Annotated in this window: 20 protein-coding genes and 1 pseudogene; 10 read left to right on the forward strand and 11 right to left on the reverse strand. The window is 39.8% G+C overall.

Going from position 1 to position 24,905, the window contains the following annotated elements; all coding sequences use genetic code 11:
* The first annotated feature begins 366 nt into the window (after window positions 1–366).
* Window positions 367–609: a helix-turn-helix domain-containing protein gene (locus tag VB713_RS08535; protein ID WP_323311137.1), complete on the forward strand. Its 243-nt coding sequence runs from the start codon at window positions 367–369 to the stop codon at window positions 607–609.
* Window positions 610–660: 51 nt separating this feature from the next.
* Complete coding sequence (locus VB713_RS08540; protein ID WP_323311138.1) at window positions 661–1,647, forward strand: site-specific DNA-methyltransferase; 987 nt, start codon at window positions 661–663, stop codon at window positions 1,645–1,647.
* Between the two features lie 12 nt (window positions 1,648–1,659).
* Here the strand turns inward: VB713_RS08540 and VB713_RS08545 are convergent, their stop codons facing one another.
* Window positions 1,660–2,253 carry a restriction endonuclease gene (locus VB713_RS08545; RefSeq protein ID WP_323311139.1) on the reverse strand — a complete coding sequence of 198 codons (594 nt, stop codon included), beginning with the start codon at window positions 2,251–2,253 and terminating at the stop codon, window positions 1,660–1,662.
* A 143-nt stretch (window positions 2,254–2,396) separates the two neighbouring features.
* On the opposite strand from VB713_RS08545, the gene VB713_RS08550 reads away from it, so the two are divergent.
* Window positions 2,397–4,928 carry a VIT domain-containing protein gene (locus tag VB713_RS08550; protein WP_323311140.1) on the forward strand — a complete coding sequence of 844 codons (2,532 nt, stop codon included), beginning with the start codon at window positions 2,397–2,399 and terminating at the stop codon, window positions 4,926–4,928.
* A gap of 69 nt (window positions 4,929–4,997) precedes the next feature.
* On the opposite strand, the gene dusB is transcribed toward VB713_RS08550, so the two are convergent.
* The 7 genes from dusB to VB713_RS08585 all read right to left on the reverse strand — a co-directional run bounded on the left by dusB (window position 4,998) and on the right by VB713_RS08585 (window position 15,592).
* Entirely contained in the window at window positions 4,998–6,053 is a 1,056-nt protein-coding gene (dusB, locus tag VB713_RS08555; RefSeq protein WP_323311141.1) for a tRNA dihydrouridine synthase DusB, read from the reverse strand.
* A gap of 13 nt (window positions 6,054–6,066) precedes the next feature.
* Window positions 6,067–6,261, reverse strand: coding sequence for a hypothetical protein (locus tag VB713_RS08560; protein WP_323311142.1), 195 nt, complete (start codon window positions 6,259–6,261; stop codon window positions 6,067–6,069).
* Window positions 6,262–6,609: 348 nt separating this feature from the next.
* Window positions 6,610–7,452: a nitrate ABC transporter ATP-binding protein gene (locus VB713_RS08565; RefSeq protein ID WP_323311143.1), complete on the reverse strand. Its 843-nt coding sequence runs from the start codon at window positions 7,450–7,452 to the stop codon at window positions 6,610–6,612.
* Window positions 7,453–7,611: 159 nt separating this feature from the next.
* Window positions 7,612–9,615: a nitrate ABC transporter ATP-binding protein gene (locus VB713_RS08570; RefSeq protein WP_323311144.1), complete on the reverse strand. Its 2,004-nt coding sequence runs from the start codon at window positions 9,613–9,615 to the stop codon at window positions 7,612–7,614.
* A gap of 78 nt (window positions 9,616–9,693) precedes the next feature.
* Window positions 9,694–10,530: a nitrate ABC transporter permease gene (ntrB, locus tag VB713_RS08575; RefSeq protein ID WP_323311145.1), complete on the reverse strand. Its 837-nt coding sequence runs from the start codon at window positions 10,528–10,530 to the stop codon at window positions 9,694–9,696.
* A gap of 44 nt (window positions 10,531–10,574) precedes the next feature.
* The gene (locus VB713_RS08580) at window positions 10,575–11,954 is read right to left on the reverse strand and encodes a CmpA/NrtA family ABC transporter substrate-binding protein (RefSeq protein WP_323311146.1); all 1,380 of its coding nucleotides are present in this window, start codon (window positions 11,952–11,954) and stop codon (window positions 10,575–10,577) included.
* Window positions 11,955–12,724: 770 nt separating this feature from the next.
* Window positions 12,725–15,592, reverse strand: a complete 2,868-nt coding sequence (locus VB713_RS08585) for a glycerol-3-phosphate acyltransferase (protein WP_323311147.1) — start codon at window positions 15,590–15,592, stop codon at window positions 12,725–12,727.
* Window positions 15,593–16,443: 851 nt separating this feature from the next.
* Between VB713_RS08585 and VB713_RS08590 the strand changes: the two genes are divergently transcribed.
* The 3 genes from VB713_RS08590 to VB713_RS08600 are packed head-to-tail and all read left to right on the forward strand — an operon-like array spanning window position 16,444 to window position 18,654.
* On the forward strand, window positions 16,444–17,406 hold the full coding sequence (locus VB713_RS08590) for an SGNH/GDSL hydrolase family protein (protein ID WP_323311179.1): 963 nt from the start codon (window positions 16,444–16,446) through the stop codon (window positions 17,404–17,406).
* Between the two features lie 45 nt (window positions 17,407–17,451).
* Window positions 17,452–17,838 carry a hypothetical protein gene (locus tag VB713_RS08595; RefSeq protein WP_323311148.1) on the forward strand — a complete coding sequence of 129 codons (387 nt, stop codon included), beginning with the start codon at window positions 17,452–17,454 and terminating at the stop codon, window positions 17,836–17,838.
* 12 nt (window positions 17,839–17,850) lie between these two features.
* Window positions 17,851–18,654 carry a pentapeptide repeat-containing protein gene (locus tag VB713_RS08600; protein WP_323311149.1) on the forward strand — a complete coding sequence of 268 codons (804 nt, stop codon included), beginning with the start codon at window positions 17,851–17,853 and terminating at the stop codon, window positions 18,652–18,654.
* A 119-nt stretch (window positions 18,655–18,773) separates the two neighbouring features.
* Here VB713_RS08600 and VB713_RS08605 read toward each other — a convergent pair whose 3' ends face one another.
* The 3 genes from VB713_RS08605 to VB713_RS08615 form a co-directional block, all read right to left on the reverse strand.
* Window positions 18,774–19,391: a hypothetical protein gene (locus VB713_RS08605; RefSeq protein WP_323311150.1), complete on the reverse strand. Its 618-nt coding sequence runs from the start codon at window positions 19,389–19,391 to the stop codon at window positions 18,774–18,776.
* A gap of 206 nt (window positions 19,392–19,597) precedes the next feature.
* The gene (locus tag VB713_RS08610; RefSeq protein ID WP_323311151.1) at window positions 19,598–19,954 is read right to left on the reverse strand and encodes a hypothetical protein; all 357 of its coding nucleotides are present in this window, start codon (window positions 19,952–19,954) and stop codon (window positions 19,598–19,600) included.
* Between the two features lie 97 nt (window positions 19,955–20,051).
* Window positions 20,052–20,657 (reverse strand): Uma2 family endonuclease, encoded by a 606-nt coding sequence (locus tag VB713_RS08615; protein WP_323311152.1) that lies wholly within the window; start codon window positions 20,655–20,657, stop codon window positions 20,052–20,054.
* 149 nt (window positions 20,658–20,806) lie between these two features.
* On the opposite strand from VB713_RS08615, the gene VB713_RS08620 reads away from it, so the two are divergent.
* The 4 genes and pseudogenes from VB713_RS08620 to bioF all read left to right on the forward strand — a co-directional run bounded on the left by VB713_RS08620 (window position 20,807) and on the right by bioF (window position 24,856).
* A complete protein-coding gene (locus VB713_RS08620) occupies window positions 20,807–22,336 on the forward strand; it encodes a YifB family Mg chelatase-like AAA ATPase (protein WP_323311153.1) in 1,530 nt (509 codons plus the stop codon).
* Between the two features lie 253 nt (window positions 22,337–22,589).
* Window positions 22,590–22,919 (forward strand): annotated as a pseudogene (locus VB713_RS08625) (HAD family hydrolase); the annotation flags it as partial.
* Complete coding sequence (ruvA, locus tag VB713_RS08630) at window positions 22,916–23,554, forward strand: Holliday junction branch migration protein RuvA (RefSeq protein WP_323311154.1); 639 nt, start codon at window positions 22,916–22,918, stop codon at window positions 23,552–23,554. The pseudogene VB713_RS08625 and the gene ruvA, both read left to right, overlap by 4 nt.
* A gap of 123 nt (window positions 23,555–23,677) precedes the next feature.
* Window positions 23,678–24,856 carry an 8-amino-7-oxononanoate synthase gene (gene bioF / locus VB713_RS08635; RefSeq protein WP_323311155.1) on the forward strand — a complete coding sequence of 393 codons (1,179 nt, stop codon included), beginning with the start codon at window positions 23,678–23,680 and terminating at the stop codon, window positions 24,854–24,856.
* Window positions 24,857–24,905 lie beyond the last annotated feature (49 nt).

A 24,905-nucleotide genomic window follows, 5' to 3' on the forward strand; every position in this document is an offset into this window, starting at 1 on the left:
GGTTTACTAATTGCTGTTACTGTACCTCATAACAGCGGGAAGTGCTGTATCAAAATCGGATTTAAGGCAATAGGTAAATGATTGTTAGTTGTTAATGTTTGGATATCCCATATTTCTAAACATATTGCAATTACTATAACTGTTATAGATATTAATTTTATCACTGGTGACAGTTTTTCTTTGATAATTTTAAAATTCATGTTTTTAATCAATATTTTTTACAAATTTTTCCAGCTTCTCGAAGATGCTCTGATAACTTGCACTAGTTAACAATTTTTATAGCATAATATTTATACATTAGTACATGAAGCAATTTTGTTAAAACTCCTTGGCGAAATTAAAGCATTATTCTAGATTATACGTAATATGACAGACTCTGCTTCTAAGAACACTCCTGAGTTACTCTCTGTGGCTCAAACAGCCAAATTACTTAGCGTAACCCGTCAGCGAATACACGACTTAATTAAAAATGGTCAAATCATAGCTCATAAACTTGGGCGTTATTACTACATAGAATCCGCTGAAGTAGAGAGATATCAGAACCAGCCTACTGGAAAACCTTATCAACCTCGTAGTACAACTTCTCAACACAACTCTGTTGACAACTGACAATAAAAGCTGGTAGACTCAAACTATACTAATTTAGTAAAGATTAAATTAATGCTGCCTTTTCAACTTATTGCGACTGATGTTGCAACTCAACAAGGATTAAAACAGGTTTACAAGAGTGAGTATGGAATTCTCTATCAGGGAGATTGTTTGAAATTTTTGTCAGCATTACCTAATGAATCGGTAGATATTATTTTTGCTGATCCACCTTTTAATCTTGGTAAAGAATATGGTGAAGGTATCAACGATAAAATGGATACGAATCAATATTTAATATGGTCACAGCAGTGGCTTAGTGAGAGTATTCGAGTCCTTAAATCAGGTGGCAGTTTATTTGTGTTTAACTTGCCAAAATGGTGTATAGAATATGGTGCATATCTGAATCAGCAGGGAATGTGTTTTCGTCATTGGATTGCTTGTAGAATGCCGAAAGCTTTTCCCAGAGGTAAAAAAATGTCTCCTGCTCACTACGGGTTACTCTATTACACTAAAGGAGAACCATCAGTTTTTAATAAAGTTTACACACCAATTCAAGTTTGTCGCCATTGCAGTGGAGAAATTCGTGATTATGGTGGACATCGCAAAAAACTTAACCAGAAGGGTATTAACTTAATGGATGTTTGGGATGTGCCAGAAGACGTTTGGGAAGATGTCTCTGTAGCTAATTCTAATGAAGTTTTATGGACATTGGCAGAAGAAATGTGGATTGACATTCCACCTGTTCGGCATTGTCAACACAAAAAACGAGTTGCAAATGAACTTGCACCAATTATGCTAGAGCGAATTATTGCAATGGCATCTAATCCGGGAGAAATTGTGGTTGATCCGTTTGCAGGATCTGGTACGACATTTTATGCGGCAGAAAAGTTACAACGTTACTGGATTGGTTCAGAAATTGGGGATATAGATCCAGCAGTAGAAAGATTAACTGATTTGGCTAACGGAATCATGGAACAATGGGAATCGGCAAGAGGAAGTAAGAAATCAAAGCAACGCAAAACTACTGCACTGCAACTGCCAATTCCTTACTCTACATAATAATAGAAACTTTCAGATTAATGCACGTCCATCTGTTCCTTTAGTAAGTGTTGGTACGCTGCTATCTAGCTGATCATGTTCAATTACGAAGATGGCTAGAAAACCTTCTTGAATCTGAACGGATCGCCAAACATCAAAGTATGGTTCTAACTCTTCGTAGTTACCAATTCTATCTGTTAAGTAAGGATAAATTTTTCGGCTGGGAAGTACCAAAGCAGTACCTAAAAAGACACCGCGTAGTAATCCAAGAACCATCTTATTAACTGCACGATGGCTTGAGGAAATATTGCCTGTTTCCCACTCCAGAGCAAAAAGATAATTATCTATTACCTTTGTTGCATCCACCCTTCCTGGTGATTTGGTTGCATAGTTAATTGGAGTTTCCAGCCTCCATCTAAATCTATCTCTCAACGCAATCATACAAGCTTCTTTTATTGGCTTGACACCGTTACCATGTCTTTTGGGATTAATTGTAAAGTTGGGTGTACCCGGTGGATGAACAATAAGAGAGATAGCATCACGAATTTCAGTACGAATAATAGACCAATCGCTTGATTCTTCAAAGCTCCCAACACTGATTAAAGAAACTTCTTGAACAATTTTCATAGTATATGATTGATTAACTCTAGACATTACCACATACTAACTAAACCCACTACTGAGCATCAACTGAGCAGAAAACTGAGCATATCTCCCTAAAAAACCCACCTACGCTAGAGACATAGAAAAACAAGCGTCAGGTAAAAAATATGATTAGCACTTTAGAACAACAACCCAGCGGTTTATACATCTACACTCCTAACCAAAAACCTATAGCTTTTCCCCTCAAACACACCGAAGTCAAAGCTCAAGTTATCGGTAATATCTCACGGGTGGAAGTAACCCAAAGCTTTGAAAATCCCTTTACCACTACCTTAGAAGCTACCTATATCTTCCCCTTACCCGATGAAGCTGCTGTTGATGATATGCTGATTCGGATTGGCGACAAAATTATCAAGGGTAGTATTAAAAAACGCCAAGAAGCACAGCAAATTTACGAACAAGCTAAACAACAAGGACGTACAGCTGGACTCCTTGAACAAGAACGAGACAATATTTTCACCCAATCCCTCGCTAACATTCAACCCGGTGAACAAATTGATGTGATTATCCGCTACACCGAAAGTCTCAAATTTGAGGGTGGAAATTATGAATTTGTATTTCCGATGGTTGTTGGCCCTCGTTACATTCCAGGGATAAGTATTGAGGGAAATACCTCTGGTGGTGGTTCTGCACCTACACCCATGTCTCTCAATCAAGATACTGATTTAGTTCCAGATGCTTCTCGTTTGAATGCGCCTATTTTACCTGCTGGTACACGTTCCCGCCATGATATTAATGTCACTGTAGAAATTAATGCTGGGGTAGAAATACAGAATATTAGCTCACCTTCTCACTATATCCAAATTACCCGTGACGGATATTTGGCACACATAAAACTAGGAGGTGGAGACACCATACCCAACAAAGATTTTATTCTTCGCTACCAGGTAGCCGGAGAAAATACTCAAGCCAGCGTACTCACCCAAACGGATGAACGAGGAGGACATTTTGCAGTTTATCTAATTCCTGCCCTCCAGTATCAGCCAGATCAATTTGTCCCCAAAGATATGGTGTTTCTGATTGACAGATCCGGTTCTCAAAGTGGCGCACCGTTGATGCAATGTCAGGAATTAATGCGTCGGTTTATCGCTGGACTCAATCCTCATGACACCTTTAGCATTATTGATTTTTGCGATACCACACAGCAACTCTCACCGGTTCCCCTCCCCAATACTCCTGAAAATCGCTCACGAGCAATTAATTATATCAATCGCTTAAATGCTGGTGGGGGAACGCAGATGTTACGGGGTATTCAGAATGTATTAAATTTCCCAGTCACAGATTCGGGACGTTTACGAAATATTGTCCTACTCACTGATGGCTATATCGGTAATGAAAACCAAATTCTTGCCGAAGTGCAAAGCCGTCTCCAACCAGGAACTAGACTGCATAGCTTTGGTGCTGGTAGTTCTGTGAATCGGTTTTTGCTAAATCGGGTTGCGGAAATAGGTAGGGGTATTGCTCGCATTATCCGCCATGATGAGCCTGTGAATGAGGTGGTAGAAAAATTCTTCCATCAAATCAATCATCCCGTTTTTGCTAATATTCAATTGCATTGGGAAGGTGATGGTGAATTTCCGATCATGTATCCTTCTACACCACCGGATTTATTTGCAGAACAGCCGCTAGTATTATTTGGACGTAAAGTTGATGGTCATGCTGGCAAACTGCACGTTACAGGTATGACTGGGGATGGTAGACGTTCTGAACACGTCTTTAATATCAATTTTCAGGTAATGGATAATCCTGCCATTGCCCAACTTTGGGGACGTTCTCGCATTAAGGATTTGATGAATCAGATGGTGAGTGGTGATACAAAGGTAGGTGTGGAAGCGGTGACAAATACGGCATTAACCTATCAATTGCTGTCTCAATATACTGCCTTTGTTGCTGTCAGTGATGAGGTCAGAGTTAATCCTGTCCAAGATTCTTTATCTCTGCAAGTACCTGTAGAAATGCCAGAAGGTGTTAGCCATCAAGGTATATTTGGTAATGCTGTTGCCAAAAAAGTTGCTCAACAAGTAGTTCAATCTGATGCACCTGAGTTGAGAAAGAGGTCTGTGAGGACAGAAAATGTAAAAATGAGTCCACAAATGCCTTCTATACCTGCACCTGAAAGGGAATCTGCTCCACCTTTACCTCCTTCTACACCTGTTCCGGGTAGAGCTAGGTATGAATCTGTAGATTTTTTAGAAGAGTCTATTGATGAAGAGTTTACTAATCTTGAGGGCTTTTTATCTAGTGACGACGAATCCTATGATTTGGGTTTGATCGATCGCTCAATGATGTCTGCTTTACCTGCTGCTGCTTCTATAGATACAGAATTAGAAACCTATTATTGGGAAGGAAATGCTGCTGTCCCTCCTCTGCAAATCAAGGTGACGGGATTAGATCAACAGATGGTTTCTCTGCTTTTTCAACACTTGCAATCAATTCAATTACCTACAGGCTTAAAAGGTGAGTTAGTGTTTGAGTTTGAAATAAATCAAGGCAGAATCAGACAGTTAGTGCTGGATGAGCAAGGTTCTTCGGTAAAAGATCAGGCGGTGATTGAATTAATGAAGCGATCGCTCCTCACTTGGCGACCTTCCCAAATTATCACCTCTTCCGTCATTTTAACAATCCTTATTCAATCCTAATCTGAACTTGAGCGCAATTAAACCGGGAACTATCCCGGTTTTTTAACAACCCCCAAAGTTGACAATCCTTCACACCATTGCCAAATGTGTTGGTTCATCTACTTCTGGTTCATAACCAACAGCGAGTTTTTCCATTGCTTTGTCAATTAAATCCAAACCTTGTTGCACAGTTTCTACTAAACTTAACTGTCCACGCAATTCCGCAGCACCCATAAAGCCTTTAGCATACCAAGTCATGTGTTTACGAGCTTGACGCACACCTCTATCACCCTTATATTCCCATAAGGCATATAAATGTTCTCTGGCACATTCCAAGCGTTGAATCGCATTTGGTGCTGGTAATAATTCCCCAGTTTTCAGGAAGTGATCAACTTCACCCACCAAAAACGGATAACCCAAAGTCCCACGAGAACACATTACCCCATCTGCACCAGTTTCTTCTAAACATTTCACTGCTGCTTCTACAGAAAAAATATCCCCATTCCCAATGACTGGAATTGATAATATTTCCTTCACCCGTGCAATCCATTCCCAACGGGCGTTACCATTGTAACCTTGAGCGCGGGTACGTCCATGCACTGTAATCATTTTTGCCCCGGCATCTTCCATGCGTTTGGCAAAATCAAGAATAGTAATTTCCTGATCATTCCAACCAATTCGGGTTTTTACTGTCACGGGAACCTCAACAGCTTTGACAACTTCTCGCACAATTGCCTCTGCTATTTCCGGTTGTCGCAATAAGGAAGAACCACCACCATTTTTGGTGATTTTATTAACTGGACAACCCATATTAATATCAACAGTATCCGCACCTTCAGCAACGGCTTTTATCGCAGCTTCGGCGAGGAAATCTGGACGACAATCAAATAATTGAATGCTAATTGGGCGTTCGTTAGGATCTACCTCCATGATTTTGGGTAATTCATTAACGTAGTGCAGTCCCGTTGCATTCACCATTTCGGTATACATCATTGATTCTGGTGCATAACGACGCACTAAGCGCCGAAATACCAAATCTGTCACTCCTGATAATGGGGACTGCAAAACACGGCTTTTAACCTCAAATGAGCCAATTTTCAGAGGTTGGGCAAGTCTAGCTTGGAGAATAGGGGACAGGGAAAGCATAGGATTTGTGAATTTAGCTTGGGGATACCATATCTTGATGATATTGATGTTCCATAAGGATTTTAGTACTTGCTGGTGTCAAATTCCAGCGATCGCGTGGTGATCCTGTTTGTATGTGTCTTTCCAGCAAACCCCTAGCCACCAGATTCTTTAGTACCACCATCATGTCAGGTTCTCTTGGTAAATCTAGGCGAGAAAGAGAATTCAAACGTGCCAGTTTTCTAAGTAAGGATGATTTAAAAAATCGTATTTTTGACTTTATTAACTATTTTAATCAAACAATGGCTAAACCTTTTAAGTGGACATACGCAGGTAAAGTTCTGGCTATTTAATGGTCATCTTATTTACGCCGCAGTGTACTAGTACGGATTTTCATGGCCAAGGTAGACTGTACCTATTGTCAAAATTTGAATTTGGAATTGCTGTTGTGATGTACTAACAAAGATATTTTGGTGCAACTCCATGTAAAATACAGATTCCGGTCTGTATTTCCTCTTGAGTTAGATAGTTGAAATCCCCTAGTTCTCGAAAAAGTAGGGGATATTGCTAAACTTGACTAACCGACATCATCATGGGCAAAACGGTTAAACAAGAAGTCTAACGCATAATTCCGCAATTGATAATATTGAGGATCTTCCATAATTCTTGCTCTATCTCTGGGACGAGAAAAAGGAATTTCCATTACTTCTCCAATTTTCGCATGAGGTCCATTGGTCATCATTACCAACTTATCTGCTAAAAACAATGCTTCATCAATATCATGGGTAATCATTAACACAGTACAACGGTTATCATTCCAAATTTTCAACAATTCTTCTTGTAATTCTTCCTTAGTAATTGCATCCAATGCCCCAAAAGGTTCATCTAAAATCAATACTTTGGGACGAATAGCTAAAGCACGGGCGATAGAAACCCGCTGTCTCATACCCCCAGACATTTGCATGGGTTTCTTTTCCATTGCGTCACCTAAACCCACCATTGCCAAATGATCTCGGACAATAGCTCGTTTTTCGGCTTCTGGCTTAGTTGGATAAACAGCATTTACAGCCAAATAGATATTTTCAAAAGCTGTCCGCCAAGGTAATAAAGCATAGTTTTGGAAAACCACCATTCTGTCTGGACCAGGTTTGGTAATTGCTTCCCCTTCTAATAACACTTGTCCAGTTGTAGGAAAGTTAAAACCAGAAACCATGTTTAACAAAGTTGATTTACCACAACCAGAGTGGCCGATAACGCAAAGAAATTCACCTTGTTCAACATTGAGGTTAACACCATCAAGGACGGTAAATGGTCCATTTTTGGTGGGATAAACTTTGCAAACGTCTTTAATTTCTAGGAAGGGTTGACGGCTGATTGTTCTGGTAGCGGTTGAGGTGGATTTCAAGTTACGATTTTGCATTTTTAATTTTGAGTTTTGAGTTTTTTAATATCTCGTTCCCAGTCTCAGGCTGGGAATGCCATCAAGAGGCTCTGCCTCTGTTATTATCCAAGGCAGATCCTTTCATAATTCATTCCCATACTCTGTATGGGAATAAGGATATTTAAAATCTTGAATTGATTAAGCTGCTGTTCTTCTGGGGGAATCTAGAATAACTTCAGCAATAGAAAAATCGCGTTTAATTTCTAAGTCATTCAGATAGCTAATGGGGTCATCGACATTGAAGGGTTTACCATCAAATAATTGAATGGGTTGACGGGTGTAACTAATATCCAAGCCTAGTTCTCTGGCTGCTGTACTAAAAACACGGACTTGACAAACTCTTTCGACAATCTCTACCCAATTTCTGGGGAAGGGAGTGTCACCCCAACGTGCTAATTGAGTCATAATCCAAATTTGTTCTGTCCGACTGGGGCGGTTAATGGCAGACTCGGAATAAAATTGGTGATGGGCATATTCCCGCATGGGATGATCTAAGTCACAAGTAGCATTATTGGGGTTTTCAAGTTGGATATATTCAATATCTGTGCTGACATAATCCCGGCTTGCTAAAATTTGGCGAATTTCTTGGGCGTTGGCAGGATCTGCACAATATTGGCAAGCTTCTAATAAGGCTTTTGTTAAAGCAATATGCGTATTAGGATAAGCTTCTGCCCAATCTTCTCGCACACCTAAAACTTTACCGGGGTGTCCTAACCAAACTTCTAAATCTGTGGCAATGGTAAAGCCGGAACCTTCTACCGCAGCCCGATAATTCCAAGGTTCACCTACAGAATAACCGTCAATAGTTGCACCTTTTAAATCTACTACCATCTGGGCAGGGGGAATATTTTTCATAACCACATCATTGTCGGGGTCAATTCCACCTGCTGCTAACCAATAACGTAGCAATAAGTTGTGCATGGATGCAGGATGAACTACGCCCATTCTGTGTTGTTGTTCGCGGGTTTTGAGAAGGTAATTTTTGAAGTCTGATAAGCTGTGTACACCTTGATCATAAAAGCGTTTTGCTAAGGTAATGGCGTTACCGTTGCGAGTCATCGTCAGGGCGGTGACAACAGGTAAGGGTTCGTTTTTATTCCCTCCTAAACTTAACCACATTGGCATTCCTGATGGCATTTGCGCGGCATCTAAATATGCACCTGTCATGCCATCTACAATTCCTCGCCAACTGCTTTCCCGGACTAAATTAACTTCATCCAGACCATGTTTGATGAAAAAGCCTTTTTCTTTGGCGATAGCGAGGGGGGCGCAAGCTGTGATGGGTAAGAAGCCAATTTCTAAATTAACTTTTTCTAAACCATGACGGACAATAGCAGCGGTTTTTCTCGCCCGAATTTTTTTGACTCGTTTTTGTTGGTTGAGGAAGTAAATAATTTCACTCCGCAAGGTGTAGTAACTAGGATGTTTTACTACTTCCATGCGTTTGCGAGGACGAGGAATATCTACTTCTAAAATGTCGCCAATTTTCGATTCTGGCCCGTTGGTTAACATGACGATTCTGTCAGATAACAATACGGCTTCGTCTACGTCGTGTGTCACCATTACAGCGGTGACTTTGTTTTCTTCGCAGATTTGCATTAATTGTTCTTGCAAGTTACCGCGAGTCAGTGCGTCTAAGGCACCGAAGGGTTCATCTAGTAGTAATAGTTTAGGACGAATTGCCAATGCGCGTGCGATCGCAACCCGTTGTTTTTGTCCACCCGATAACATTCCCGGTTGTTTGTCTGCATGGGGACGCAAACCTACCATATCTATATGGCGTTCGATGATTTCTTGACGTTCGGCTGCGGGCATTCCATTTAGTACGGAATCTACCGCTAAGGCAATATTTTCTCTGACTGTCCGCCAAGGTAAGAGAGAATAATTTTGGAAAACCACCATTCTATCTGGCCCAGGTTTTTTAATTCTTTGACCTTCTAAAGTCACTAAACCTTCTGTGGGTAAATCTAACCCGGCAATCATATTTAAAAGGGTGGATTTACCGCAACCGGAGTGACCAATTAAAGAAACAAATTCACCTTTTTTAATTTGGAGGTCAATCCCTTTGAGGGCGATATATTGACCGCCACCGCTTAATTCAAAGATTTTATCAATTTGATCAACAGCAACAAATACAGACATGACTTTTTTTAATTGGTGATTGGTAATGGGTAATTGCAATTTATTAATTGCAAATTACATGGCGGTATTACAAATTATTTATTTTTGTTCTGGCAAAATCTTGTTTTGTAACCAAGCCATACCTTTATCTAGTAATAAACCCACTACACCGATATAAACTAGCGCCAAGATAATCTCACTGATGTAATTATTTTGGTAGGCATCCCAGATAAAAAAGCCAATCCCAACAATACCGGACATGACTATTTCTGCTGCAATAATTGCTAACCAAGCTAAACCAATGGCAATTCTTAAACCTGTGAAAATGTAGGGTAAAGCAGCAGGAATAAGGATATTTATAAAATAATCCTTTTTGGAAAGTTGCAGAACTTTGGCAACATTAGTGTAGTCTTGGGGGATTTCTTTGACTCCCACAGCAGTATTAATGAGAATTGGCCAAATAGCAGTGATGAAAATTACGAATAATGCTGCTGGTTCGTTTTGTCGTAAAGCTGCTAAAGAAATGGGAACCCATGCTAGAGGCGGTACAGTTCTTAATAACTGAAATAAAGGATCTAAAGCTTTAGATAGTGTTTTATTAACGCCAATTGCCACTCCTAAGCCGATACCGATTACGGCAGCAAAAGAGTAACCAATTGCCACTCTTTGTAAACTAGCAAAAATCTGCCAAAATAATCCTTTGTCAATACCACCTTTGTCATAGAAAGGATACAAAATTAAGCTCCAAGTATCTTGAATTACCTTGATTGGTCCGGGTAAAGTTGCACCAGGAGTAAATGCAAATAGTTGCCAAAGTCCGAGAAATATACCTAAAGCAATGGCTGGTGGCACAATTTCAGGAATTTGCTTTTGTATCCAGGAGATAAAGCTATTATCAAACTTAGGACTAGTAGAGCGTTTTTGAGCTAATGTCATGGGATGTTTTCTCTTCAAATTTCCTAACGACTAATGATTAATGACTAAATGCTGACTTTTTTGATTGCTAAACTCTTGAGGTATGCTTCTGGATCTTCAGGATCAAATTTTATGCCATCAAAAAATGTTTCTACACCACGAGAGGTACTAGTTGGAATATCAGCAGTAAAACCTACTTCTTGGGCTGCTTCTTTCCAAATATCTTCACGGTTGACTTTATCAATTAAAGCTTTGGCTTTTGCCCCTTTATTAGCAATATAATCTGGTGGTAAAAAGCCCCATCTGACACTTTCAGTGATAAACCATAAATCATGACTCTTGTAGGGATAAGAAACATTACCTTTTTCATCTTTCCAATACAAAGCTGCCATTGATCTATCATCAATTTTTCGTCCATCTCCCATGTCATATTTACCCATAAATGGGTCGATTAAAACATCGACTGGCACATTAAAATATGCTCGCTGTGACAAAATTTCTGACATTTCTTTGCGGTTTTCAAAATTGTCACACCATTGCTGGGCTTCCATAATGCCTTTTAGCAAAGCTTTTGTAGCTTTAGGATTCTGATCAACCCAATCTGCACGCATTGCTAAATATTCTTCGGGGTGATTTTTCCAAATTTCCGCAGTTAGTGCGGACATGAAACCAACTTTGTCTTTCACAATGCGGAATGGCCAAGGATCTCCTGTACTGAAAGCATCCATTGTTCCTGTTTTCATATTGGCTACAGTTTGTGCTGATGGAACTGTCAGTAATTTCACATCTGTATCTGGGTTAATACCGCCTGCTGCTAACCAATAACGAATCCAAAAATCTTGATTTACTGCGGGAAATGTTTGGGCTGCGGTAAAAGGTGTGGGTGAAGATTTCATCTGAGCAAATAGAGATTTAGCTCCTGCAAGTTTTAAACTTACACCTTTCCCTAAATGTTTATTAGCAACGGCAATACCATTACCATGTGTAATTAATTGGCATAATATATACATGGGGATTGGTTTATTACCTTTGGTGATTTTACCTTCGGTAATTAAATGTGGCATGGGCATTTGCCATTGGCCACCATCAATACCACCACCAGCAGAACCAATTTCTACGTTATCTCTGGCTGAACCCCAAGAAGCTTGTTTAGAAAGGTCTACATTGGTCATGCCATATTTAGCAAAGAAGCCTTTTTCTTTGGCAATAATTAATGGTGCAGCTTCAACAATGGGTACATATCCGATTTTGACTTCTGTAGTTTCTGGTTGTTGTCCAGCACTAATATTAGCTACTGATTGAGAGGGATTTTGGGTAGATGTACTACCAGTGTTACCCTCTTCTGGCGGGTTTCCTAGACATCCTTTAAGTAATACTGCACTGGCGGAAACTCCTGTGGTAATGATAAATTTACGGCGAGAAACTCGATTTAAAAAATCTGACATAAATACAACTCCTGAATTTGCAAATTTATTTTTTAATCATATTTTTTAGGCATGAAAATGAAGGCAAGATGAAATTGATTGCTCAGACTTCTTGCTAATGCACTAAAATATATGTAGTTGTGAAAAGTCTACATTTTTTGATAAAAAATGCGCGACTAAGCTATTAAATCAAAGTTTAATTACTTTGGGTCACTTGGTGAAATGGAAAACATCTCTGACCTAGTGAAACTTAGTTTACAGGTTTTTGTAGAAAATTGATCAACTTGGCAAACCAATTATTAAATAAATATTAGATTGAATATATAAGTAAAAATTTATAGTTGGGACTTAACTTTTAGTAAAGTTTATAATATATATTATGAAACTAATGATGATCATTATCTCTAGTCTATGAAGTAAGTAGTTCTGGGTTTAATTAATCACGTAAAAAAGTCCAAGGATGGATAATTAATGATGGCAACTATAGATGCAAATCTGCATCCATAGTTGAATCCTATGATGACGATTTTTTTTTGAATTAGGATTGAGTATATTTTTCTAAACCAGGACTTACGCAACTGGCATATAGCAGTTCTCGTTTGAGTGAGATACAAGACTATTCTTTTTCCTTCTTCCTCCTGACTCCTGACTCCTGACTCCTGACTCCTAACCCTAACCAAAAGACTTTTATGGCTTTTTATTGATTTCGGGATTATGGAAACAGATGCTTCAGGTATGTCTTTTAGGTTGGGTGAAGGCAATGCAGCACCCAACAAAGGTTTTAAGCTATTTTAAGCTAAAGATTCCTGTAGTTCGACAATACCTTTAGAACCATCAATTTTGACTTGTTGACCATCTTGGAGTAGATAGGTTGCACCCCGGACATCCATGACTGCGGGTATACCGTATTCACGGGCGACGATCGCACCATGAGAAAGTTTACCACCTGCTTCAGCAATGACTCCTCCAGCCCTGACTAAGAAAGGGGCCCAGCCAGAATCTGTGTAAGGGACAACAAGAATTGTGCTTTTGTTAATTTCACCGACTTCTTGGAGATTTCGCAATACCATGACTCGTCCTTCGGCTTGCCCTTGACTGGCGGGAATGCCCAGTAAGATATTGTCGGAGGTGTCAATGGGGGAGGCAATAGGATGGGGGGGATTATAGCCATAAACGAGGGGAGGGATTTCGGTAATTTGGCTATCTTGGAGAAATTGCGATCGCCTATTTTCTAGCAACTGTACAAGTTGATTTCTCAGTTCTACATCTGCATTGGCTTCTAAACGCCGGATTTCACCCAATTTCAAAAAGAAGATATCCCCTGTTTGCGTCAATAAACCAGTCTCTAACCAAATTTTTTCTAACGCCAAAAAAGTCCAGCGCAGTTCGGCTAACAAGCGAGAATAAACCTCTGTAACTCGTCCTTTGAGATCCACACGTCTTTGGACAAAGCTTTCTTGGCGTTTTTGCGATTCATTTTGATTTGTTAATTCACTTTGCAGCAACTGTACAAATATTTTTCTGACTAACTGGGGTTGTTCTCGCCAGGTGGAAACGGAAATATCAGTCCCGACTTCACTTAAATAGCCGTAATCTTCTAAGATTTCTTCAAAGTCGTATAATATCTTTTCTCCTCCTGGGGTTTGCGCCAACAGTTCAAAAACGCTCTCCGGCTCAAACTCCGGTAAGATTTCCCTGGCATCTGCGGCTAAAATGTGGAGCGATCGCAATGATGCCACTTCTGGAGTGATACTATGGTCGATTTGCTCGTCCTTAACCCCTGAAATTGCTTGACGAATGGCAGCACTCAAAGGGGATAAAATGCTGTAGTAAGTACCTTGGTTGAGCAAATCCAGAATTAAGTCAACTCTACTGATTAACTGGTGCGGTGGTAACTTATCAATCAATTCATTCGCTAATCTTGTCAACCCAGGAATGAACCGCCGTCGATAATCTTGTTTAAATTCCTTTTCTAAACTGATTTCCCGTTGAAATAACTTAGTTAGTCCCGGTAGGTTTTCCCAGGTGGAAGCTAGAGGCGGTTTACTCATTTTTGCGCCTCTAGTTAAAAAATCCAGACTTTCTGGCGGTAAACCCATTTCTAGAAAAACTTCTCCTAGGAAGGAAGCATTGAAATAGGCTCTAGAGTAATGCAGTGTCGCCATTGTACTAAAATCTAATTCTTTGGTGCGATCGCCTAAGACTATGGTGAAAATTTCTCCCCACATCCCGCAGGTTAAAGGTAAATTAATCGACCAAGTTAGGGGGTGAATGACTCCAGGAATGACTTCGGCGGCAATTTTTCTCGTCCAGATGGGTAGTAAGGTGGTGATTGGTCGCGCTTGCAATACCCACAGGGTTTGTCCGTCGTAACTCCACTCTACATCTTGGGGAATGCCATGATAACGATTTTCTAGTCGGCGGGCTAAATATGCTACTTGCTTGATTAATGGTTGGGGAATTTTGCCTGTTCCCTCAAATTGCAGACAAGATAATTTTTCTTCACCCACTACCAAAACTCGATATTGTTCTGGGGTGACTTTACCCGAAACCACCTGTTCTGGACTACCAGATAAAGCCTCAATAATTACCGCATCACCTTGTTGACCGATGGGATCACGACTGAAAGCGACACCAGAAAACACACTTTGGACTTGTGGTTGAATGAGGATGGCCATGGCCGCATCTTTAGCATGGCGATCGCGTCGATACTGCACAGCGGATGGATGATTGTATGAAGCTTCGACTTGTGCGATCGCTTCCTCTAACTCTTGTTGAGTAGTCACATTCAAAACAGTTGTATACTGTCCAGCCGCAGAAGCTTGTTCCGAATCTTCCCCAATCGCCGAAGAACGTACTACTAATGGTGATAGCGCCGATGGTTGGAGAAAATCAATCAACAACATGGGATCATCAAAGGGAGCTAGTATCCATCCCTTGGGTACTGCATAACCCCAACGTTTAATCTGAGCTAATGTAGCTGCCTTGCTGCCAAATACCTCTGGATTTAATTCATCATCCAAAGTGACAATCGTTTGCTCACCACTGCTGACATATTCCATCATCGGTTGCGATTGCGCCGCTGTCTCTGCCTCTGGCAGGTTCATATCATCGGGAATTTGTGTATAAATCCAACCGAGTAATCCCGCTAATGTAAACGCTGCTACTATTCTGGCGAAATCATTAAAATACAAAATAGCCACAAATACGGGAAATAAAATCAAAACCCCAAATTTGACTATTTGCCGAGAATTAAAAATGATAAAGCTAATAGCTGCAAATAAACTGACAAATCCGAAAACGAGAGGATCATGGATCAAAAATCCCCAGAAGACATTTGTTGTCCCTGCACCTCTACCCAGGGCATATCTACCTGTAACTAAGGCAATCAGCGCAATTAACTCCCAAAACGAACTAGAGGGAAAGAATGCACGCGCAATCAATACTGCACCAATTCCTTTCAAAGCCTCTGACAACACTGCCAGAATACCCACCAATTTGCCACCATGATAGAAAGCGGCTGAGACGCTAATATTTCCTGTACCAATTTGTGCTAATCGCTTACCCTTGAGAGCATAGGTAATCCAAGCGATTAAAGGCACTGCCCCTATGAGTGGGCAAGCAATTAAAATAACTAATAAACCCCAAAGCTGAAACATTTATGGTTGATTTTGAATGTTTGATTAAAACCGAATCTTCTTGGATATTATTTGGTAATTGTAAGTTTTGATTATAATGATTTTGGCGTTCTTTGAGCGCTGGTAAGTGACAGATTAATTAATAGTTATTTACACTACAATCATAGTAATGATACCCGTACTTAAGTATAATAAATAAATTTCAATACCTTTTTTTCTTGAGTCTGGGTTTTGGATACAGTAATTCTCAGGATTTACGCAAAATCATAAAGAAACGTATCCCTTCGAGACATTTCATGAACGCATAGCGTGCCGTAGGGCATACCGCAGAGGAATAAGGGTTTGAGAGAGTTTTGCGTTAGGTGGTTGAATATTTTTTTATTTGCAAATCCCTTGGTTGGTTGACACCAGGCAACAAGGATTTTCATTGTTGCCAGTGTCCTTCCAGTTTACGAATGATTCTAATTTAGTGCATAAGCAGATTGTAAAGCCCATAGGATGAGTACTGCTATTGACCCCAAAAGTAACACAGTAGAGATAGTGACTACTTTCGGTGAATCTGCACCTTCAAATTTCATAATTCCACGATTTAAGTCAGACATAGCTTTGTAAGCCTCCTTTGTTACAGTGCTAATCTTTCCGTTTTGATTGTAGTCTTTCTGTTTGCCGATGATATTAAATTCACATTATTATTTTCTTTAATCTTTGCAGCTTTCTCTGAAGTGGTTAGGCAATAGGAGAGATGAGGACTCTGAAAAGGAGAGGGAAAAATTTCTGCTCTGTACCCTGCCCCCCTGCTTCTTCTGCCAATTAACAGTTAAAATAGTGTAATTTAATACTGTAACAGTTTAAAAAATTAGATGTGGTTGCAGGTGAAAGAGGTGCTAATTGTTATTTTGGCAGTGCTGGTGGGATTAGGTGTGGTGATAGAGTTAGGATTGCGATCGCTCTTTGGATTTGGTAATCCCCTAATTTACATTCAGGATCAACAAATTGGTTATTTATTAGCGCCTAATCAACGTACCAGGCGCTTTGGAAATCGCATTGAAATTAATGAATATTCTATGCGGAGCGACCCCATCAAAGCCACAACAGATGGAACTCTAAGAATTTTGCTTTTAGGCGATTCTATTGCTAATGGTGGTTGGTGGACAGATCAGCACAATACTATTTCCAGTTTGCTGATGACTTCCTTGACATCTACGAGTCATGATCAGCAAGTAGAAGTATTCAATGCTTCAGCTAACTCCTGGGGTCCTAGAAACGAATTAGCTTATTTGCAACGTTTTGGCAATTTTGGAGCTAAGGTGGTGATATTATTAATTAACACTGACGACTTATTTGCTACTGCGCCTACGTCTTTACCAGTGGGACGCGATCGCAACTACCCAGATCGTAAACCACCTTCAGCAATCGCAGAAGTGTTGCAGCGTTACCTATTAAAGCAAAAGCCGATTCCTGAACTCCTAGCAATTCATAACGAAGCAGGAGACCTCGTGGGAATTAATTTAGAAGCAATTGGCAAAATTCACAATTTCACTCAAGCAAACAACAGTCAATTACTCCTAGTTATGACTCCCTTACTGAGGGAAATTGGCGAACCAGGACCCCGTGATTATGAAATTAAAGCACGTCAGCGCCTCAGTGATTTCGCTAAAGCACAGCAAATTACTTATATAGATTTTTTACTAAAATTTAACTCAACTGCTAACCCACAAACCTTATATCAAGATCACATCCACATGAATCTTAAAGGGAATAGACTGGTGAGTGAAGTTATAGAAACATCACTTTTGTCTATGTTAGAGACAGTTAATACACAAAATGACTTTTAAGTCAATAGTTTATTAGCAGTGTTCAGAACCTCATCAAAAATTAATATGAATCAGTCGCAGAAACTCAAGCCACCACCAACTCCCGTCAAAACATCTCTTTTGGCTAATAAAACACTGGTAATGAATGTTTCTGAATTTATCGATCAGCTACTGTATAGATGGATGGGAGAATTGGGAAGAACAGTGTATGCTTCCATTCAAGATGCGATCGCTTTAATTATCCTCCTCAAAGTACCAAGTTTTATTGGTGAAAAAATTCTGCATCAAAATTTTGCTAATTTTCAAGTCTGTTTAGCAGAAAATGCCTGGGGTTTATCCAGGTATGCTTGCTTTATCATCGTCACAGCCAATTTTTTACTATGGATTGTGCTAACAGGACGGATAATGGCTCGATTTTGGACATATTTGAAAAAATCTCCAAAAAAAACATAGGAACAGAAATATATGAATCCAACTACTCAGCAGCAAATTAGCCTTTATCAAGAAGCTAAAACTAGCTTAAATTCTTTATTACAACAAACTACTCAACTTGGAGTATGTTTCCTAGTTATGTTACTCATAACTGGTGGAAATCCTCCAACATTTACTATTAAATTAAGTATAATTATAGGCATTGGATTTGTTGCATGGAAAGAAAAAAAGCGACTAACCAAACAACAATTAGCTAGAGAAAAAGAAGAAATTCAAAAGTTAGTTAAACAGATATTAGAAGCCGATACAGAAAACTTATCTGAACTCATCAAAACTGCCGGATTTAATCCACTTACAGATTTTGTTGGGGCTAATTTATTTGCTGTTAAAGGCATTGGGTGCAATCTGAATGGCTATAACTTGAGCTATGCTGATTTGAGTGCGGCTGATTTAAGTCGTACTGATTTGAGTGAAGCTAACTTAATGAAAACAAATTTATGCTCTGCTAAACTGAGTCGTGCCTATTTAATGAATACTAACTTAAGTCATGCCCTACTAATAAATGCTGACCTGAGTTACGCTGACCTGAGAAATGCTGATTTGAGCAATGCTAACTTAATTAACGCTAATGTTAGTAATGCTGATCTCAGTGGTGCTAATTTAACAGCCACGAATATCAGCAATTTAAAAGTTAAAAATACTCTATTTAGCAATAATCTAGGGTTGACTGATAATGTCAGATATATACTAGAAAAGCAGGGAGCAATCTTTCCTCATGATGAACTGGTAACAATTCCCTTGTCTCCCCACAAATACCAGCCAACCAAACCTAAATAATTTGTCATATTTTCTACGGTTTCGTAAGGGATATGTAATTTTCAATTAAGATTTAATAGTGCAAAATTTACCGCCTTTAAACACTGGAAACCGAAAACCTAGAATTTAGTTAATCATTTTTAATCTTCCCGAATCCAGATAGCTAAACCTCCACCACGTCCACGGGCTGCAATAAAATCTGCTGTAACTAAAAAGAAGGCAAAAAATGGTAATTTAGCTATAGATTGGTTGTAAAAATCGTCTATTTGGGCTTTACCAGAACGAATTGGTTGATTGTAAAGAAGACGATTAAATAAACTAATTTGCATCTGGTTAAAGTCAAATGCTAATAAATTTTTTTTACCTAAATATTGTGATGGACCTGTCAGCTTTAATAAAATTGAGCCTAATTGCACTTGATTACAAATTTCACCTCTACCTAAAACCTGTTCCTCGGTATTACTAAAAGCAAGATGAATTTTTACCAATTTAGGTACATAAAAACCCTTACTTAATATAATTCCCCCACGCTTTCTCACCTTTTTAGTACCAGTAGCAAAGCATAACCGCCATTTACCAATCAGAGAATCAAAAGTGTAATTTAATCTTTGTTGTTTAGCAGCCTTTTCAGCTTCTAGCAACGCATTCACTACTACCTCAGCCGTAGGGGGTTTGTTTCCTTCTCGATATGCGATCGCAGTCTGGAGGAGAATGCTGGTAAAATCAGATGTAATACTAGATGTCAAATCAGTCGTCATGGGAACATTGGGGATTTAGAGTTTTATCTGCTTCACTCACCATTTTGACAGATTCAGGACTACATTTAATTCTTGGAGATATCTAATACAGCGGATTTCGCTGTTAGGAGGTACACCTCTAGCCGGCAAGATACCCGCACCACAAGAGTTTTATTATGCAAGTTTGTACCTCATTTAAATGAAATCCGCCTCCTTTTCCCTATCACTTAATAAACCAGAGGTGTGACACCACGCATCTGACGTAAAGAATTTATACAAGCAGGGCAATCACAGCCAAATAAATCGATCGCTTTATTGCTTTCTTCAACATTAAACTCTAGCAAGAGAACATCATTTGGAGTAGAAGCATCTTCTGGTTGAGTTTGATATTCTGGAACTTGAGCTAATACGGAAGCTCTTGCACAGACTAAACCAACTTTATGTTTATTGCGAATACATGACAAATTATCTGTATTTTTGGCTCCTGTTTCCGCAGCTTGTGCTTGATTTAGCATAACTCCTATAGTCAACAAAGAGCTAATCAAAACAGGAGAAGAAAACAAGGTTAGTATAAATTTGTGCATTTTTTTCTTTGATAAATGTTCTTGAATGCCCAGAATACACGATTAGATATTTCAATTCAAGTGAACAGTAATCAGGAATAATAATATTCGCTCTCAATTAGCGTGGTTGAATATCTTCAAGACGCATTTGCAAAAGAGGTAAAAGAGGAGATTGAATAAATTCGCGCAAACGATATTGTTGCTGGCGGTAATCTTCTCCAATTAGTTGACAAACTGTAAATGTGGGTTGCTTCGGTTTACCAATAAAAACAATGCCACCCAGTCCTCGATAATCGACAATCCAATATTCAGGAATTCCTAACAAGGCGTATTCTTCAACTTTACGGGCATAATCAGTTTCCCAGTTGCTACTGACAACTTCAACTACTAATTTAATTGATTGACCTAAAGCGATGACTGGTTCATGTTCCCAAAAAGGTTCATGTTGAAGCACCGTTTCATCTAATACTACAATATCAGGACGGCGGGCTGTGGCTGTTTCTGCGAAAGGACGGATTAGACAGGTGCGAGGAATAAACCAAGGCAGTTGGGCTGTAGTGATGGCAATACCCAATTGAGTTGCCAGTTTACCACCAACGGTTTCATGGGGGCCAGTTGGTTCCATGTCAATCAATTCTCCGTCTGCAAGTTCATAGCGAGGGTTTTTACCATATTGGCTGAGAAATTCTGCTAAGGTTAATGGTTTTGTTAATGCTTGAACCATAAGTCACCTACATCTTTAGCTGCTATTATTTTAGCTTGAGGTTTTCCTGATTTTCTGAATTACTAACAGTGTTCTTGCGTGATTTTACCCATTGTTAATCCACCTACGAATCTGCTTTGATATTGTCAAAGTTTATTTATATATAAAAAATGCTGGCTAGAGTTTGGAGTGCATCAATTGTTGGTATAGATGCTGTTAAAGTTGGTGTGGAAGTAGATGTTTCGGGGGGTTTACCGGGAATTGTGGTTTTGGGTTTACCAGATTCTGCAATTCAGGAGTCTAGGGAACGGGTGAAAGCAACTCTCAAAAATGCGGGTTTTGCCTTTCCAATGCGAAAGATTGTTATTAATCTGACTCCAGCAGATTTACGTAAAGAAGGACCTGCTTTTGATTTGCCGATTAGTGTAGGTATTTTAGCAGCTTCTGAGCAAGTTAACGCTGATTTGTTGGGAGATTTCTTATTTTTGGGGGAAGTTTCTTTAGATGGTAGTTTGCGCCCTGTAGCTGGTGTTCTCCCCATTGCTGCAACTGCGGAGAAGATGGGAATTACGGCTTTGGTAGTGCCGGTTGATAATGCTCAAGAAGCGGCTGTGGTGGCAGGATTAGCTGTTTATAGTTGCCAACATATTGCTGATGTTGTGGATTTGTTAAATAATCCAGAACGTTACAAACCTGTAAAATTGGATGAAACTAGAAATGAGTTAGAAGTAGTTTATACTGGGGCAGATTTGCATGATGTGAAGGGTCAGGCTCATGCGCGTCGGGCTTTGGAAATTGCAGCTGCTGGGGGGCATAATCTCATTTTTGTGGGGCCGCCTGGGAGTGGGAAGACGATGTTAGCACGTCGCTTACCTGGTATTTTACCACCGTTGGAGTTTTCTGAATCTTTAGAAGTGACTCGGATTCATTCTGTGGCTGGGTTGTTGAAAAATCGTGGTTCTTTGGTGCGCGATCGCCCTTTTCGTAGTCCTCACCATTCGGCATCAGGTCCATCTCTAGTTGGTGGTGGGACTTTTCCCCGTCCTGGAGAGATATCTTTATCCCATCGAGGGATATTGTTTTTGGATGAATTAACAGAATTTAAAAGAGATGTATTAGAGTTTCTGCGTCAACCTTTGGAAGATGGTTTTGTGACGATTTCCAGGGCTAAACAATCGGTAACATTTCCGGCACAATTTACTTTGGTGGCGAGTACCAATCCCTGTCCTTGCGGTTACTATGGCGATACGATTCAACAATGTACCTGTTCACCTAGACAACGGGAGCAATATTGGGCAAAGTTATCTGGGCCTTTGATGGATAGAATAGACTTGCAAGTGGCTGTAAATCGCTTGAAACCGGAGGAAATTACCCAACAACCCACGGGAGAAATGTCAAAATCTGTAGCATTGAGAGTGCAGAAGGCGCGAGAACAGGCGATCATACGGTTTCAATCTGAAGCAAATCTGCGTTGTAATGCCCAAATGCAAAGTCGTCATCTGCAAACATGGTGCAAGTTAGATGATGCTAGTCGCAATTTACTGGAAGCAGCTATTAGAAAATTGGGTTTATCAGCTAGGGCGAGCGATCGCATTCTCAAGGTAGCACGCACGATTGCAGATTTGGCAGGAGATGATGATCTCAAGCCGCAACACGTAGCAGAAGCAATTCAATATCGGACAATTGATAGAATGCAGTAATTTTGATCCAAGCAGATGCTCTTGTTCTTATGAGGTAAGGTTTTTCATCGCCATGTAGGGGTTTCCCTGCCCTCAAGTGTATTGCATTCAACAGAGAACCGGTGTCAATACTTGTCGGTTAAGCTCAAAAAATGAAATTAGGTAGGTTGGGTTGAGGAACGAAACCCAACATTTACAGGCATTTGTTGGGTTTCACTATCGTTCAACCCAACCTACAAAAATTCTTAACCGAGCAGTATTGGAACCGGTGTAACTTCAGACAGATTTGCAGAAAAATGAATTAAATATAAATTTAATTTATAGTGGCGATATAGACCTTGACATTTTACCCCTGACCAGCGATAAAGGTCAAGCAATGCAATTTCTACGACCAAGGTGGAAATTTGCAGCCGAGCAAACTGTTGTTTGTAGCGATTTAGGCAATCATATTGCTTGATTCGCTGTAGGTAACGAACGGGGAGTCATTGTCAGGAATGCTCACAAAGGGTTACTCCCATCACACAATCAACACCGTTACTTTGCACAAAGCTATTGTGCTGGGGGGATTATGGAAGGCTTTAAATATTTTGGGTTCCTAGAATGATTAGCTATCTTAAAGGTATCGTCGCTGGTGTCCAAACAATTAGCGCTAATCGCGTCATTTTGACGTTAGAGGTCAATGGGTTGGGTTACGATTTGCAAATTCCGCAGCGTCTAGCCAACCAGTTAACAAGTACTGGAGATGTGGTACAAATATTTACCCATTACCAGATTCGAGAAGAAGTACCTTTACTCTATGGTTTTTCTTCGCCATCGGAACGGGATTTATTTCGACACTTGCTATCTGTGAGCGGTATTGGTGCATCTTTAGCGATCGCACTTTTGGATACTTTGGAATTACCAGACTTAGTCCAAGCGATTATTACTGCTAACACTCAAATTCTCATTCAAACTCCTGGAGTGGGTAAGAAAACCGCTGAAAGGTTATGTTTGGAACTCAAAAGCAAGTTGATTGAATGGCGCAAATCAGCAGGCTTCTTCGTGGCTACAGGTGGTCCTGCACCGGGAATCCTTGAAGAAGTGCAAATGACTCTCTTCGCTTTGGGATATACTGCCCATGAAGTCAGTCATGCCCTGCACGTAGTCAGCGAAAATATTGGTTTACCCAAAGATGCCTATGTGGAAGATTGGATCAAACAAGCGATCACCCATCTTAGCAGTACTGAAGCTGGAGTTTAGGAGAGTGCTGAGTATCGAGTACCGAGTGCTGAGTGCTGAGTGGTTTTAGCTTTGAATTTAGATTCTAGACTTCATTTATTTTTAATCTGCTGTCATGGTGTAATACACATCAAGTTCTGAGTGATGAATCAAAATCCTTATGCTTGGATAGAGGAATCTCTAGTAACAATTCATCGGGCTGACTGGTATCGTTCAGTACAAACCATTAACAGTCTTCCCGGTGCAGAAGTGCTATTATCTGGGCAAAAGGTAATTAATTTCGCCAGTAACGACTATTTGGGACTAGCAGGAGATGAACGCTTACAAACAGCCGCAATTACTGCTATTCAACAATTTGGAACTGGCAGCACAGGTTCTCGCTTACTCAGTGGACATCGAGAATTACATAGAGATTTAGAACAAGAAATAGCATCTACCAAACAAACACAAGATGCAGTAGTATTTAGTTCTGGATATTTAGCTAATATAGGTGCAATTACTGCATTAGTCGGTAAACGAGATTTAATCTTATCAGATGAATATAATCACTCCAGTTTAAAAAATGGAGCAATTCTCAGCGGTGCAACTATTCTTGAATATCCGCACAATAGTAATGCAGTACTAATAGAGAAATTACAGCAACAACGTCAAAACCATCGTCGCTGCTTACTTATTACCGATAGCGTCTTCAGCATGGATGGTGATTTATGCCCTTTACCAGAATTGCTCGACATAGCTGAAAAATTTAATTGTATGTTGTTATTAGATGAAGCCCACGCTACCGGAGTCATGGGTAAAACCGGGGCTGGTTGTGTGGAACATTTCGGTTGTACAGGTAGAGAATTAATTCAAATTGGCACATTAAGTAAAGCCTTGGGTAGTTTAGGCGGATATGTAGCGGGAAGTAACGCCCTCATAGACTTTTTGCGAAATCGCGCCCCCAGTTGGATTTATACCACAGCCCTGTCACCCCCAGACACAGCCGCAGCATTAGCAGCATTTAAAATAGTCCAACAAGAACCCCAACGCCGTGAGCAATTATGGCAAAATATAAATTATTTGAAACAACTAATTTATGAGAATTTACCTAATTTAAATATTTTACCTTCCGAATCACCAATATTATGTTTTCAATTACCTGATGCAGCCACAGCATTAAAAGCGGGAAAACATCTGAGAGAAGCAGGTATTTTTGCTCCGGCAATTCGTCCCCCCACAGTCCCCACCAGTCGAGTTAGAATAACCATGATGGCGACACATGAAAAAGAGCATATTGAGAAATTGGTGGATGTTTTACAGGGTATAAACACAGTTAATAATTGATAATCATTAAGAATTAAGTATAAAAATAATAGTAAATAATACATATTGT

It is taken from the genome of Anabaena cylindrica UHCC 0172 (genome assembly GCF_034931625.1).
Taxonomy (GTDB): Bacteria; Cyanobacteriota; Cyanobacteriia; order Cyanobacteriales; family Nostocaceae; genus Anabaena; species Anabaena cylindrica_A.